General features: G+C 71.8%; 10 protein-coding genes. 6 read left to right on the top strand and 4 right to left on the bottom strand.

The window, feature by feature from the left end; translation table 11 throughout:
* The first annotated feature begins 4 nt into the window (after nt 1–4).
* The 3 genes from ACFPZ3_RS32290 to ACFPZ3_RS32280 all read left to right on the top strand — a co-directional run bounded on the left by ACFPZ3_RS32290 (nt 5) and on the right by ACFPZ3_RS32280 (nt 4,881).
* A complete protein-coding gene (locus tag ACFPZ3_RS32290) occupies nt 5–508 on the top strand; it encodes a hypothetical protein (protein WP_379518073.1) in 504 nt (167 codons plus the stop codon).
* Nucleotides 509–887: 379 nt separating this feature from the next.
* Entirely contained in the window at nt 888–3,827 is a 2,940-nt protein-coding gene (locus tag ACFPZ3_RS32285; protein WP_379518072.1) for an AAA family ATPase, read from the top strand.
* Between the two features lie 172 nt (nt 3,828–3,999).
* Nucleotides 4,000–4,881, top strand: a complete 882-nt coding sequence (locus ACFPZ3_RS32280; RefSeq protein ID WP_379518071.1) for an SDR family oxidoreductase — start codon at nt 4,000–4,002, stop codon at nt 4,879–4,881.
* Nucleotides 4,882–5,137: 256 nt separating this feature from the next.
* Here the strand turns inward: ACFPZ3_RS32280 and ACFPZ3_RS32275 are convergent, their stop codons facing one another.
* Both ACFPZ3_RS32275 and ACFPZ3_RS32270 read right to left on the bottom strand, forming a co-directional pair.
* Nucleotides 5,138–6,610, bottom strand: coding sequence for an FHA domain-containing protein (locus tag ACFPZ3_RS32275; RefSeq protein ID WP_379518070.1), 1,473 nt, complete (start codon nt 6,608–6,610; stop codon nt 5,138–5,140).
* A gap of 339 nt (nt 6,611–6,949) precedes the next feature.
* Nucleotides 6,950–8,086, bottom strand: a complete 1,137-nt coding sequence (locus ACFPZ3_RS32270) for a site-2 protease family protein (protein ID WP_379518069.1) — start codon at nt 8,084–8,086, stop codon at nt 6,950–6,952.
* 115 nt (nt 8,087–8,201) lie between these two features.
* On the opposite strand from ACFPZ3_RS32270, the gene ACFPZ3_RS32265 reads away from it, so the two are divergent.
* The 3 genes from ACFPZ3_RS32265 (at nt 8,202) to ACFPZ3_RS32255 (ending at nt 11,124) form a co-directional block, all read left to right on the top strand.
* Nucleotides 8,202–9,062: a RecB family exonuclease gene (locus ACFPZ3_RS32265; RefSeq protein WP_379518068.1), complete on the top strand. Its 861-nt coding sequence runs from the start codon at nt 8,202–8,204 to the stop codon at nt 9,060–9,062.
* A 209-nt stretch (nt 9,063–9,271) separates the two neighbouring features.
* A complete protein-coding gene (locus tag ACFPZ3_RS32260; RefSeq protein ID WP_379518067.1) occupies nt 9,272–10,444 on the top strand; it encodes a sensor histidine kinase in 1,173 nt (390 codons plus the stop codon).
* Entirely contained in the window at nt 10,441–11,124 is a 684-nt protein-coding gene (locus tag ACFPZ3_RS32255) for a response regulator (RefSeq protein WP_379518066.1), read from the top strand. Before ACFPZ3_RS32260 ends, ACFPZ3_RS32255 begins: the two co-directional genes overlap by 4 nt.
* A 19-nt stretch (nt 11,125–11,143) precedes the next feature.
* Here the strand turns inward: ACFPZ3_RS32255 and ACFPZ3_RS32250 are convergent, their stop codons facing one another.
* Nucleotides 11,144–12,127, bottom strand: coding sequence for an ABC transporter ATP-binding protein (locus ACFPZ3_RS32250; RefSeq protein WP_379518127.1), 984 nt, complete (start codon nt 12,125–12,127; stop codon nt 11,144–11,146).
* A gap of 32 nt (nt 12,128–12,159) precedes the next feature.
* Nucleotides 12,160–12,587 (bottom strand): oligopeptide/dipeptide ABC transporter ATP-binding protein (locus ACFPZ3_RS32245; protein WP_379518065.1); only part of this gene is annotated, 428 nt, incomplete at its 5' end.

The raw sequence follows: 12,587 nt of genomic DNA, 5'->3' as shown, positions 1-12,587 counted from the left end.
AGCGATGCCATACAACCGTGTCGATCTCGCCGTGCGTGAACTGATCGCCTCCTTCTCCTGCCTGGAGGCTCCGGACCTGATCGACCGCCTGGCGCGGACCGCCGCCGCCGTCGCGGGCACCACCTACTCGGGCTTCGTGCGCGTGGACGCGCTGCGCCAGGAGGCGTGCTGCGTCCATGTGCACGCGCCTCCCGGCGACCCGCTGCGCCTGCGGCGGTGGCTGGCCGAGTCGGGCGTGCTGAAGGAACTGGCCGTGTCGTCGGTGACGGTACGGGTGAGGCGGGACGCCTCGGTGGGCGAGCCGGGGTTCCTGGCCACGCCCGTACCTGTCGCGGCGCGGGATCACACGTTCGTGTGGGTCGCGGGGCGGGGGTTCGGCGATGGGGACGAGCATCTGCTGAGCCGCTTCGCCACCGCGGCCGGGCGAGCGCTGGAGGCGGCGAGCGGGATGGAGGCGGCGGTGCGCCTGTTGCGGGGCGTACGGGCTTTCCGACCGGCCCAGCCGTGACCCGCGTCCTTGCGACGGGCCGCATCGCCGGGTAAGGGATGTCCGGTTCGGGGCCGGATTCGGTACGGGATTCGTTGCGCGAGGCGCGTTTCATGGCCGCTATTTCCGAAAGATCTTCACCATTAACGGGATTAAGCGCAATATTCCAGTTATTTCCGGAGAAGGTGGAATACAACTTGCTTCGCACCTTCCCGGCGCCCACATCCCCGCCCCCGCAGCCGATCCCCGCTCCCCGGACCCCGACGGCGTGCCCGCCTTGACTCCTTGACTCCTTGGCTCGGGCGCGATCCGGCGGGTTCTGTCGTTTTTCTGCCTTGATGGGCTATAAACACGGGAAATAAGTGATCACCTTCGTCCAGCCAGGGCGTAATCTCCGCTTATGGGCACCACCTGGCCGTTCGCCGGGCGCGAGCAGGAACTCGGGCACCTGCTCCGCCTCTCGCGCGATCCGACCGCCCAGGGCGTGCTGCTCGCCGGGCCTCCGGGAGTGGGCAAGAGCGCCCTGGCGGAGCGGCTGGCCGGGCCGCGGACAGGGCGAATGGCTGGGCTGCTGGGGGGTGGGCTTGCGATCAGGGCGGCCAGGGCGCTGCGGGACGTACCGGGCGGGGCCCTCGCCACCGTGATCGGGGGAGGTGGCGACAGCCTGGCGCGGTCCGCCCTGGAGCATGGCGGTGAGGTCGCGCGGGCCGGATCCGCTGACACGGCGCACCCCGCCGGGACGGTGGAGTGGTACGGCGAGCAGGTGCTGCGGCACTCCCCCGCCGGGCTCCTGCTGGTGGACGACGCGCACCTGCTCGACCGCCCTTCCGCCGAGGTGGTGGCCGCCCTGGTACGCGCCGGACGGATCCGCCTGGTCGCGACCGTGTGCCCGGACGAGGCCGACACCCGGCCGGCCGGGTCCGGTTGTGTGACCGGCGACCATCCGACCGGGCGCTCTGGGGTGACCGGCCCTTGTTCGACCGGGCCCACAGGGATGGCCGGGCCTTGTCTGATCGGGGCCGGGGGGATGACCGGCACTCGCCCGACCGGGCGCACTGAGGGAACCCACGCTGGTCCGACCGGGATCTTCGAGGGCGCCGACGATGGTCTGGCCCTGGGTGCTGGGGAGGCCGGTAACTGTCCAACGGGGTGTTCCGAGGTGGTCGGCGGCTGCCCGGCCAGGTGCTCCGAGGCCGGCCCCTGTCCGATCGTCGGATTGTGGCGGGATGGGTGGCTCAGGCGTTTCGAGGTGGAGCCGTTCAGCGGTGCCGATGTGGCGGCCGTGCTCGCCGCGGCGCTGAACGGTCCTGTCGAGGACGCGGCCGTGGCCCGGCTGGCGGAGATCACCGGTGGGAACGCGCTGTGGCTGCGCGAGGTGGTGGAAGCCGCTCGCGCCTCTGGAGCGCTCCAGGAGACGGACGGGGTCTGGCGGCTGGCGGAGGACCCTGCGGCGGGCTGGGGGCCGGGTGATCTCGTGGAGCGTCGTGTGGGGGCATTGCCAGCCGATGTCGGGGAGGTGCTGGAGTACGCGGCGTTCGGGGAGCCGATCGGAGTGCGTACGCTGGCGGCGCTGTGCTCGGACACGGCCGTACAGGAGGCGCTGTCGCACGGTGTGATCACGGTGACCGCCGAGGGACCTGAAGTCATCACGCAGCCGTCACCACCGCCGTACACCACCCCGCCGACCCACCCATCAGGTTCCACCCCGCCGACCCACCCATCGGGCTCCGCCCCGCCAGAGCCACCACCGCACACCGCACCACCAGAGCCACACGCCATCCCGCCAGAGCCACCACTCCACACCGCACCACAAGAGCCACACGCCATCCCGCCAGAACCACACGCCATCCCGCCAGAGCCATCGCCGCACACCATCCCGCTGGCCCGCCCGCTGTACGTCGCCAGGCCGGCGCATCCGCTGTACGGGGAGGCTGCACGGTCGCGATGCCCGGTGGAGCGGCGGCGGGATCGGTACGCCAGGCTCGTCGCCGAGGCCGGGGCTTGCCGGAGTGAGGATGAGGCCAGGATCGCCGCGTGGCGGCTGGCCGGCGGGCTGGAGGCCGATCCCGGGGTGTTGCTGGGGGCCTGCGAGCTGGCTGGAGCCGTACACGATCATCAGGCGGCCGTCCGTCTCGCCAGGGCCGCACTACGGGCGGGCGGGGGTACGGAGGCGGCGATCGATCTGGCGGCCACCCTGAGCGAGGCAGGAGACCCGAGGCAGGCGCACGAGGTGCTCCTGCGTGCCGAGGGGCACTCTCGTGTGCCTGGCGACGAGGCGGAGCGGGTACGGCTGGCCGTGGCCAGGGCGCGGAACCTGGCCTGGGGCCTGAACCGGCTCGGCGACGCCCTCGACCTCCTGACCACCACGCGCAAGGAGGTGCGGAACACCGGGCGGCGGCGCGACCTGGACCTGAAGAGGGCGGAACTGCTGGCCGAGGCGGCCCGGCCGGAGGAGGCCCTCAGCCTGAGCGACCGCCTACCGGGCCAGGACGGCATGGCGAAGACGCGGGCACTGGCCCTGTGCCACGCCGGGCGCACCACCGAAGCGGTCGCGGTGGTTCAGACCACGCTGCGCGCTCACCATCCGGACGCGCCGCCCCGCACCGTTGACGTGCTGCGAGGCGAAGGACCGGGGACGTCGCTGTACACGACGTGGGCCCTGTGCGGCTATTTCTCCGGTGACCTCGACATCATCACCGGGGCGATCGCCTCCATGCGGCACGGCTGGCCGGGCAGAAGCGAGCAGATCCTCGCCCGGGGACGCCTCGCGATGCTCACGGGCGACCTGGGAGCGGCGCTGCTCATCCTGCGGACCCCGGCCGGGTACGAGACGCCGCTGGAAGCCGCGGAACGGATGGCGGCGTACGCGATGGTTCAGGCGCTGCGAGGGGACGCGGCGGGCGCCCGGGCGTCGCTGGGGGCGGCACGCGTACCGGTCTCCTGGACCGCGCTGCGGCACTGGAGAGCGCTGGCGGAGGTGTGGGTGGAGGCGGCGGCGGGAGGACGGTCGCGGGCTGTGGAGCTCGCCCTGGGCCACGCGGAGGAGTGCCGGGAGGGCGGGCCGACGTCCTTCGAGGCCGTGGCGTTGCACGACGCCGTACGACTGGGCGCCCCCGTCAGCGCGCTGCCCCGCCTGGACGAGCTGACGACGCTCCACGACGGCCCCCGGGTACGCCTCGCCTCGCGGCACGCCGACGCCCTGGCGGGAGGCGACGCGGCGGGGCTGGCGGAAGTGGCGGCGGGCTTCGACGCCGTGGGGCTGAGATTGTTCGGAACCGAGGTCAGGACGCAGGCAAGGACCCTGAGGAACGGGGCCCCGCTCCGGTGGCGGCCCGCATGAGCCCTGCGGAACGGTTCCGGTGGCGGACCATACAAAGCCCCGCGCAGGAGTCGAGGGTGGCGGACCATACAAGGCCCCGCGGAAGGGTTCCGGTCGCGGACCGTACGAAGCCCCGCGCAGGAGTTCTGGTGGCGGACCGTGTGAAGCCCGCGGAAGGGTAGCGTGGCCGTTCGTGAAAGTGCTCATCGTGGGTGGGAGCGGGTTTCTGGGCGGCGAGCTCGTACGTCTGTGCGCGGCGGCCGGTCACGACGTGGGTGCCACCTACCTGACCCGGCCCGGCGAGGAATGCCCTGAGGTGGAGTGGTTGCGCCTGGACGTGCGGTCGCGGGAGGACGTGGCGTCCGTGCTGGGCGGGTTCCGGCCGGAGGTGACGATCAACGCCTCGTACCGTCAGGCCGACTGGGCGATCACGGCGGACGGCGCCGCGCACGTGGCGCTGGCGGTCGAGCGGGGAGGCGGGCGGCTGGTGCACGTCTCCAGCGACGTCGTCTTCTCCGGAGCCTCAGCCCTGTATGACGAGACGTGCGTACCCGACCCGATCACCCCGTACGGCGCGGCCAAGGCGGCGGCCGAGACGGCTGTGCGGGCCATTTCACCCGAGGCGGCGATCGCCAGGACCTCGCTGATCGTCGGCCATGGCGCCTCGCCGCACGAGGCGCTGGTCCGCTCGCTGGCGACGGGCTCCGGGACGGGCATGCTGTTCACGGATGACGTACGCTGCCCCGTTCACGTCGGCGACCTGGCGGCGGCGCTGGTGGAGGTGGGCGCCAGGGGGTTGTCCGGCGTCCAGCACGTGGCCGGGGCCGATGCGGTGACCCGGTACGAACTCGGTGTGCTCATCGCCCGCCGCGACGGCCTCGACGAGACCCGTCTGCCTGCCGGACGCCGCGCCGACGCCGGGGTCCCGGGCCCGCTGGAGGTACGGCTGGACTGCACGGCGACGCGCCGACGCCTCCCCGGGATACGCCTCCGCGGCGCCAGGGAGTTCCTGACGCCCCGCCCGGCCGGCAGCACCCCGCAGCCCCTTCCACACGGGAACGCGGCGGCCCCGTGATGGACGCGACCCCGTAACGGCCCCGCCGCGTGACCAGCACCCCGCGTGACCAGCACCCCGCGTGACCAGCACCACCGGGACGGGCACCCACACCGTGACGGGCGCGAACATAGCGGGCGCGAACATGGTGTGCGCCAACATGGTGTGCGCCAACATGGCGGGCCCGACCATGACTGCACCACGCCGTCACCCCCAAGCACCACGAACGCCCACACCCCCACAAATCTCAGGGACGCGGGCGTTCGCCAGAATGCGTCTACCCCCGATGCGCCTCGAACCGAAGCGTCCGGGACACCCCCACCCGCACCGTGGTCCCCGCCGCGATCGTGACGGGTTCGTTCGGCGGGATGTCGTAGAAGTTAGGGTCACCGGGCGGCTGGATCTGGGTCCCGTTCACCGATCCCAGGTCCACCAGGTTGACGTCCCACCCGTCCAACGCCACCCGCAGATGCCGCCGGGAGACCGACCCGTCCGGGCTGGTCACCTTGGCGGGCCTGGCGGTGCCGCCGGCCACCTCCGGCGCCCGCTCCGGGTCGCGGCCCAGCAGGTAGTCGCTCTCCAGGGGCAGCGCGGTCCCGTCGTCGAGGATGAGGACGCCGAGCGAGGGGCGCGGGCCCTTGTAGGGGACGAGGGTGCGCTGCACGAGGGCGATGCCGCAGACGGCGCAGTAGGGGACGCGGGGGTCGTTGAAGTGGTCGTTCTTGCAGTCGACGCCGTAGACCAGCGGCCGGTCGCTGGGGTCCTGCTGCTGCTGCTGTTGCTCCTGCTGCTGGCCCGGGTGGTCGAAGTGGTCAGGCGGGCCGAGCACGGGCTGGTCGAAGTGGTCGGGCGGACCGAGGTGCTGCGGGCCCTGCTGGTCGGCGCCGTTCCCGGAGGGCGGCGGCTCGTCGTAGGAGGGGAACTGCTGCTCGGGCAGGGGGGGCGGCTGCTCCTGCGCGGGCTGGTAGGGCTGCTCGTGCTGGAAGGAGGGCTCGGGCTGGTAGGGAGGCTCGGGCTGGTAGGAGGGCTCCTGCGGCGGGAAGTAGGACGGCGGGTCCGGCGGGGTGTGGTAGGACGGCGGCTGGTCCATGACCGAGGGCGCGGGCTGGGGACCCGAGGGCGGACCTGGAGCGATCGGCGGCTGGTCGGCCAGCGGGTAGGGGGGCCGCTCCACGGGCTGCTGGACCGGCTGCTGGACCGGCGGCTGGATGAGGTCGGCCTCGAGGTGGAAGGCCGTGGCGGGCATCTCGCTGGTCAGGGGCCTGGAGGGGGCGGGCTGGTCGGTGAGGTCGCCGACGAGGCCGCCGCCGTGCACGACGCCGCCGTCGAGGCGGACCGCGTGGTGCGGGCTGCCGGCGCCGGGCAGGCTGAGCTCGACGCGGTCGACGGGGCCGGTGACGAGCCGGTCGGCCCAGGTCAGGGAGTCGTTGCCGGCCAGCCGGGTCTCGCCGCCCTGGGTGGCGATGGTGGCCGCGGCCGAGCCGCTGACCAGGACGGCGACGCCGTCGCCGACCGGGCCCGCGACGGCGCAGGTGGCCGGGTCGCCCGCCATGTTGGCCGCGAGCACCTGAGCGGCGCGGCGGGCCAGGGCCCTGCCGTCGCCGCCGGACGCGGCCGTCTCGCGCAGCGCGTTGAGCAGGTCGTCGGCGGCGGACTCGTGGGCGTCGCACACCAGCAGCAGCCCGCCCACGTAGGCGACCAGCCCGTTTCCGGGAAGCGGACGCACCACCCCGAAGCCTTGGTCGGTCATGCGTCCTCCCTCATGACGACCGTGCTGCGCTCATTGGTGCCCTCGCTGCGCTCGGTCACTCAACTCTCCTCCCCGGAAGCCGGCGATATTACGGCACCCGCACTGCCGTGCTGGCCACCAGTCATACGCATACCCAGGCGACGAGGCCGTGTCGCGGCCTCCTCGTCTCGATTCGATGAACCGGTGACCGCAGCAAACCCCTTAACTGTGCAAGTCTGGCCAAACAGAACACTATCGGCCAGTCGTCGCATCGCAGAAATCGCCGGAGTCGGCTCCGGCCGCCCGAAACTGCTGGACACGACCCTATCCATGGGCTGCCGCATAAACGAGTGGGACAAATCAGACGCCCGTGAAAACTCTGTTCACATCGGCCGTGGCGAGCACCCCGAAGATCTCGCCGCCGTCCTCGACGAGCAGGTATTCGCTGCCCGGCGCCTCCCGCATGGCCTCGATGAGCGGCTCGCCCGTCAGGTCGGCCGCGAGCACCATGGTGGGCTCGAGGGACTTGGCCAGGGAGCCGACGTTCACCCAGGGGCGGCGGTGTTCGGGGGTGGCCTGGACGGCGGTCTCGTTGACGATGGCGAGGGGCTTGCCGTCGTGGTCGACGACGACGAGGGCGCCCGCCCGTTGCTCGGTGGCCTGGCGCAGCGCCTCGGACAGCGGCGTCTCGGCCGTGATCGGGATGGCCCTGCGCGCCAGGGCACGCGCGTTGACCCGCGGGATCCTGGCTCGGATCTTGGCCACGCGCAGCGACTGGGTGGCGCCGATCCAGATGAACGAGGCCAGCACCATCGGCCACACCAGGTCGGTGATGTCCAGCTCCTCGCCGCCGGACAGGGTCATCACGATCGGCGTGACGACGAGGAAGACGGCCAGCACCCGCCCGCCCCAGGCGGCCACGATGGTGCCGGAGCCGGGGTTGCTGGTCAGCTTCCACACGCCGGCCCGCAACATCCGGCCGCCGTCGAGCGGCAGCCCCGGCAGCAGGTTGAAGACGCCGACGATGAGGTTGGCCACCCAGAGCTGCCAGATGAGCACCTCGGGCACACCGCCGTCGTTGATCACGTAGACGTCGGCGGCCAGCCCGAGCCCGGCCAACCCGAGCGAGAGCGCCGGCCCGGCCGCGGCGACCATGAACTCCTTGCCCGGCGTGGGCGGCTCCTTCTCGATCTCGGACACGCCGCCGAGGAGGTAGAGGGTGATCCTGCGGACCGGCAGCCCGTACGACTTCGCCAGCACGCTGTGCGCCAGCTCGTGCAGCAGCACCGACACGTACAGCAGGACCGCGAACACGAACGCCACCGCGTACGCCACCACGCTGTCGAGCTCCGGCAACATCTGCCGCACGCGCGGCCCGAACATCATGGTGATGAAGGCCGCCACGATGAACCACGTCCAGGAGACGTAGACCGGAATGCCGAAGGGCCTGCCCATCCGAAGACCGGAGAACTCCTGTCGCGGGCTCTGCTCGCTCACCGCACTCCTTGTACGTCCATTACGTGCTGTTGCTGCCTTGATGCTACGCGCCAGATCACGTGATCCTCGTTCCGCGGGCGTTATTCTGTCGGGGTCTTGACCTAGAGTGCGGTGCATGACGTTGACCGAACCGGTGATCATCGGAGCTCTCTCCCCGTCCCGGGCGGGCGATTTCATGACATGTCCCCTGCTCTACCGCTTCCGGGTGCTCGACCAGCTCCCCGAGAAGCCCTCGCAGGCGGCGGTGCGCGGCACGGTGGTCCACGCGGTCCTGGAACGTCTGTATGACCTGCCCGCCCCGCGACGCTCGGTCGAGGCCGCGCTGGAGCTGCTGGATCCGCAGTGGCAACGGCTGCTCGACGACGATCCGCAATACGCCGGCATGTTCACCGACGAGGCCGAGCAGAAGGAGTGGCTCGGGCAGGCGCGCGGCATGCTGGAGCGCTACTTCACGCTGGAGGACCCGACCCGGCTGGAGCCGGCCGAGCGGGAGCTCTACGTGGAGGCGGTGCTCGACGGGGGGCTGATGTTGCGGGGCTACGTCGACCGGCTCGACGTGGCGCCGACCGGCGAGGTGCGGGTCGTCGACTACAAGACGGGCAGCGCGCCGGGGCCCGACTTCGAGGCCAAGGCGCTGTTCCAGATGAAGTTCTACGCGCTGGTGCTGTGGCGGCTGCGCGGCCAGGTGCCGCGGCTGTTGCAGCTGGTCTATCTGGGCGGCCAGGGCGAGGTGCTGCGCTACGCGCCCGACGAGGCCGACCTGCTGGCCACCGAGCGCAAGGTGATGGCGTTGTGGGCGGCGATCGAGCGGTCGCTGGTGACGGGCGAGTGGCGGGCGCGCAGGAGCCGCCTGTGCGACTGGTGCGACCATCAGGCGCTGTGCCCGGAGTTCGGCGGCACGCCACCGCCGGTGCCGGACCGCCAGCCCGGCGACACCGTGCGCAGCAGCAGACGCGCGGCCACCGACGAGCTCTGACCCCGCGCGCGGCCCGGCGCCCTGACGACCGCACGCGATCCTGGCGTCCTGGCGTCCTGTACGCGGTCCTGGCGTCCCGTACGCGGTCCTGCCGCCCTGACGACCCGTACACGGTCCTGGCCGTCCGGGAGCCCGCCACCGGACCAGATGGGTGCTTATCCTCCCGAGGGAGGAGGTTGTGGGCTCTCACCTGGTCTTACAGTGAAGCGGTGCGGATAGATCGGAGCAGGCTCCACGACGCGGTGCTGGCCGGGGTGGTGGCCGCGGCCTCCGTGGCGCTGTTCACGCTCTACGGGCCCGATCGCCTGCAGGCCGGCGGGTTGCCCGCCGGCGGGATGCGCGAGCCCGACCCGTTCGGCGCTCTGCTGGTCGTGGCGGCGTGCGCGCCGGTGGCGATGCGGCGGCGCTGGCCGCTGGCGGCGCTGTGCGCGGGGCTGGTGCCGGAGACGTTGCTCACCCTGCTCGGTTACGGGACCGGCCTGTCGAGCCTGTCCGGCATGGTGCTGCTGTATTCGGTGGCCTCCTACCGGGGGCTGGCGGTCGCGCTGGGCGCGCTGGTGTTGTCGTTGCTGACATACGTGACGGCGGCCGTCGCGGGGCCGGTGCGGGCGGCGAGCTGGAACGAGTACGTCGTGGTGACCGTGGTGCTGGTGGCGGTCTGGGGAGGCGGGCGGAGCCTGCGGTTGCGCAGGGCGTACCTGGAGGAGCTGAAGGACAGGGCGGCGCGGCTGGAGCGGGCGCACGCGTCGGACACGCGGGCCGCGCGGGCAGAGGAGCGGTCGAGGATCGCGCGCGAGCTGCACGACGTCGTCGCCCACCACGTCAGCGTGATGACCGTGCAGGCTTCGGCGGCGCGGCGGGTGCTGGCCTCCGATCCGGACCTGGCGCGCGAGGCGCTGTCGGCGATCGAGCACACGGGCCGGCTGGCGATGACGGAGATGCGCAACATCGTGGGTGTGCTGCGCACCGACGCGCGGGCCGAGCTGGGGCCGCAGCCGGGTGTGCGGGATCTGCCCGCGCTGGTGGAGCAGATGCGGGAGGCGGGGCTGGCCACGCGGCTGGAGGTGGAGGGCGAGCCGGGGGCGCTGCCCGCGGGGGTGGACCTGGCGGCCTACCGGCTGGTCCAGGAGGGGCTGACCAACAGCCTGCGGCACGCGGGGGCCGGGGCGAAGGCGGTGGTGATCGTCCGCCGTGATCCGGGCGAGCTGGACGTGCGGGTGGAGGACGACGGCACGGGGCCGAGTGGCGAGGGGCTGTCGGGCCATGGTTTGGTGGGCATTCGCGAACGGGTGGCCCTCTATGGTGGAATCCTGAACATCGGTCCGCTAGCTGGGGGCGGTTTCGAAGTGCGGGCGAGGTTCCCCTTGAAGGACGGCCAATGACGATCAGAGTGCTGCTGGTGGACGATCAGCCGCTGCTGCGTACCGGATTCCGCCTGATCCTCGAGGCCGAGCCCGACATCACGGTGGTGGGCCAGGCCGGTGACGGCAAGGGCGCGCAGGAGCAGACCAGGGCGCTGCTGCCCGACGTGGTGCTGATGGACATCCGGATGCCCGGGGTCGACGGCATCGAGGCGACCCGCAGGATCGTGCGGGAGGCGGCCCCCGCGGCGCACGTGCCGAAGGTGCTGGTGCTGACGACGTTCGACCTGGACGAGTACATCGTGGAGGCGCTGCGTTCGGGCGCGTCGGGGTTCCTGCTGAAGGACGTGCCGCCGGATGAGCTGGTGCAGGCGATCCGGGTGGTGGCGGCCGGGGACGCGATCGTGGCGCCGAGCGTGACGCGGCGGCTGCTGGACAGGTTCGCGACGCGGCTGCCGTCGGCTTACGAGCAGGCGACCCCCGCGCGGCTCGACCGGCTGACCGAGCGGGAGCTGGAGGTGCTGCGGCTGATCGCCAAGGGCATGTCGAACGCGGAGATCGCGGCCAAGCTGGTGGTGAGCGAGACGACGGTGAAGACGCACGTGGGCAACGTGCTGACGAAGCTGGGGTTGCGCGATCGGGTGCAGGCCGTGGTGCTGGCGTACGAGACGGGGCTGATCACGCCGGGCGCCATCTCCTGACAGGCGCCCGGCGCGGGGTTCACCCGGCCGTTGCGGGCGCCGCAGACGCCTCGGGGGCGTTCTCCGGGAAGTGGCAGGCCACCCGGTGCCCGCTGGCCAGCTCCTCCAGCGGCGGCTCGACCTGCTTGCAGATGTCCTGCGCCTTCCAGCAGCGGGTGTGGAAGCGGCAGGCGGGCGGCGGGTTGAGCGGGCTGGGCACGTCACCGGTCAGCCGGATGCGGTCGCGGTCCCTGCGGATCTTCGGGTCGGGCACGGGCACGGCCGAGAGCAGGGCGTTGGTGTACGGGTGCATGGGCGAGCTGTACAGCCGCTTGCGGTCCGCGACCTCGACGATCTTGCCGAGGTACATGACGGCGACCCGGTCGCTGATGTGCCGCACCACCGACAGGTCGTGGGCGATCACGACGTAGGTCAGGTCCAGCTCGTTCTGCAGGTCTTCGAGCAGGTTGACGACCTGGGCCTGGATGGACACGTCGAGCGCGGAGACCGGCTCGTCGGCGATGATCAGCTTGGGCTTGAGCGCGAGCGTGCGGGCGATGCCGATGCGCTGCCGCTGCCCGCCGGAGAACTCGTGCGGGTAGCGGTTGTAGTGCTCGGGGTTGAGCCCGACCAGCTCCAGGATGTCCTGGACGTCCTTCTTGACGCCGTGCTCGGTCTTGACGCCCTGGATGCGGAAGGGCGCGCCGACGATGGCGCCGACGGTGTGGCGCGGGTTGAGCGACGAGTACGGGTCCTGGAAGATCATCTGCATGTCGCGCCGGAGCGGCCGGAGCCGGCCCTGGCTCATGTGCGTGATGTCCTGGCCCTCGAAGAGGACCTTGCCGGCGGTGGGCTCCAGCAGCCTGGTCACCAGCCGTCCCGTGGTGGACTTGCCGCAGCCGGACTCCCCCACCAGGCCGAGCGTCTCGCCCTTGAACACCTCGAAGCTGATCCCGTCGACCGCCTTGACGGCGCCGACCTGGTGCTTGAGCAGGCCTTTGGTCACGGGGAAGTGCTTCTCCATGTCCTGGACGGACAGAAGCGGCTCGTTGTCGGTCACTGCGTCTCCAGCACGGGCTTGATCTCGTTGTCCCACAGGCTCTGCCGCTCGGTCCTGCTCAGATGGCAGCGCACCAGGTGGCCGCCCTCGGTCTCGGCCAGGGCCGGCACCTCGTTCTCCGCCTTGCCGGCCGTGTGCCCGGCGTAGGGGCAGCGGGGGTGGAAGGCGCAGCCGGACGGCACGTTGATCAGGGACGGCGGTGAGCCCTTGATCGGCAGGAGCCGTTCGGTGCGCTCCCGGTCGAGGCGGGGCATCGATCCCAGTAGACCCCACGTGTAGGGGTGCTCGGGACGGGCGAAGATGTCGTCGGCGGTGCCGTACTCGATGCACTTGCCGGCGTACATGACGAGGATGTCGTCGGACAGCTCGGCCACCACGCCGAGGTCGTGAGTGATGATGATCAGCGCGGAGTTGAACTCGCGCT

The sequence above is a fragment of the Nonomuraea insulae genome (assembly GCF_042656245.1).
The sequence above is the reverse complement of the archived record's forward strand: the minus strand, read 5'-3'. Positions and strand labels throughout refer to the sequence as shown.

Coding starts and splice junctions, on each gene's coding strand:
- ACFPZ3_RS32285 (WP_379518072.1), top strand. CDS start 888: ATGGGCACCACCTGGCCGTTCGCCGGGCGCGAGCAGGAACTCGGGCAC.
- ACFPZ3_RS32265 (WP_379518068.1), top strand. CDS start 8,202: ATGACGTTGACCGAACCGGTGATCATCGGAGCTCTCTCCCCGTCCCGG.
- ACFPZ3_RS32250 (WP_379518127.1), bottom strand. CDS start 12,127: ATGGAGAAGCACTTCCCCGTGACCAAAGGCCTGCTCAAGCACCAGGTC.
- ACFPZ3_RS32290 (WP_379518073.1), top strand. CDS start 5: ATGCCATACAACCGTGTCGATCTCGCCGTGCGTGAACTGATCGCCTCC.
- ACFPZ3_RS32255 (WP_379518066.1), top strand. CDS start 10,441: ATGACGATCAGAGTGCTGCTGGTGGACGATCAGCCGCTGCTGCGTACC.
- ACFPZ3_RS32275 (WP_379518070.1), bottom strand. CDS start 6,610: ATGACCGACCAAGGCTTCGGGGTGGTGCGTCCGCTTCCCGGAAACGGG.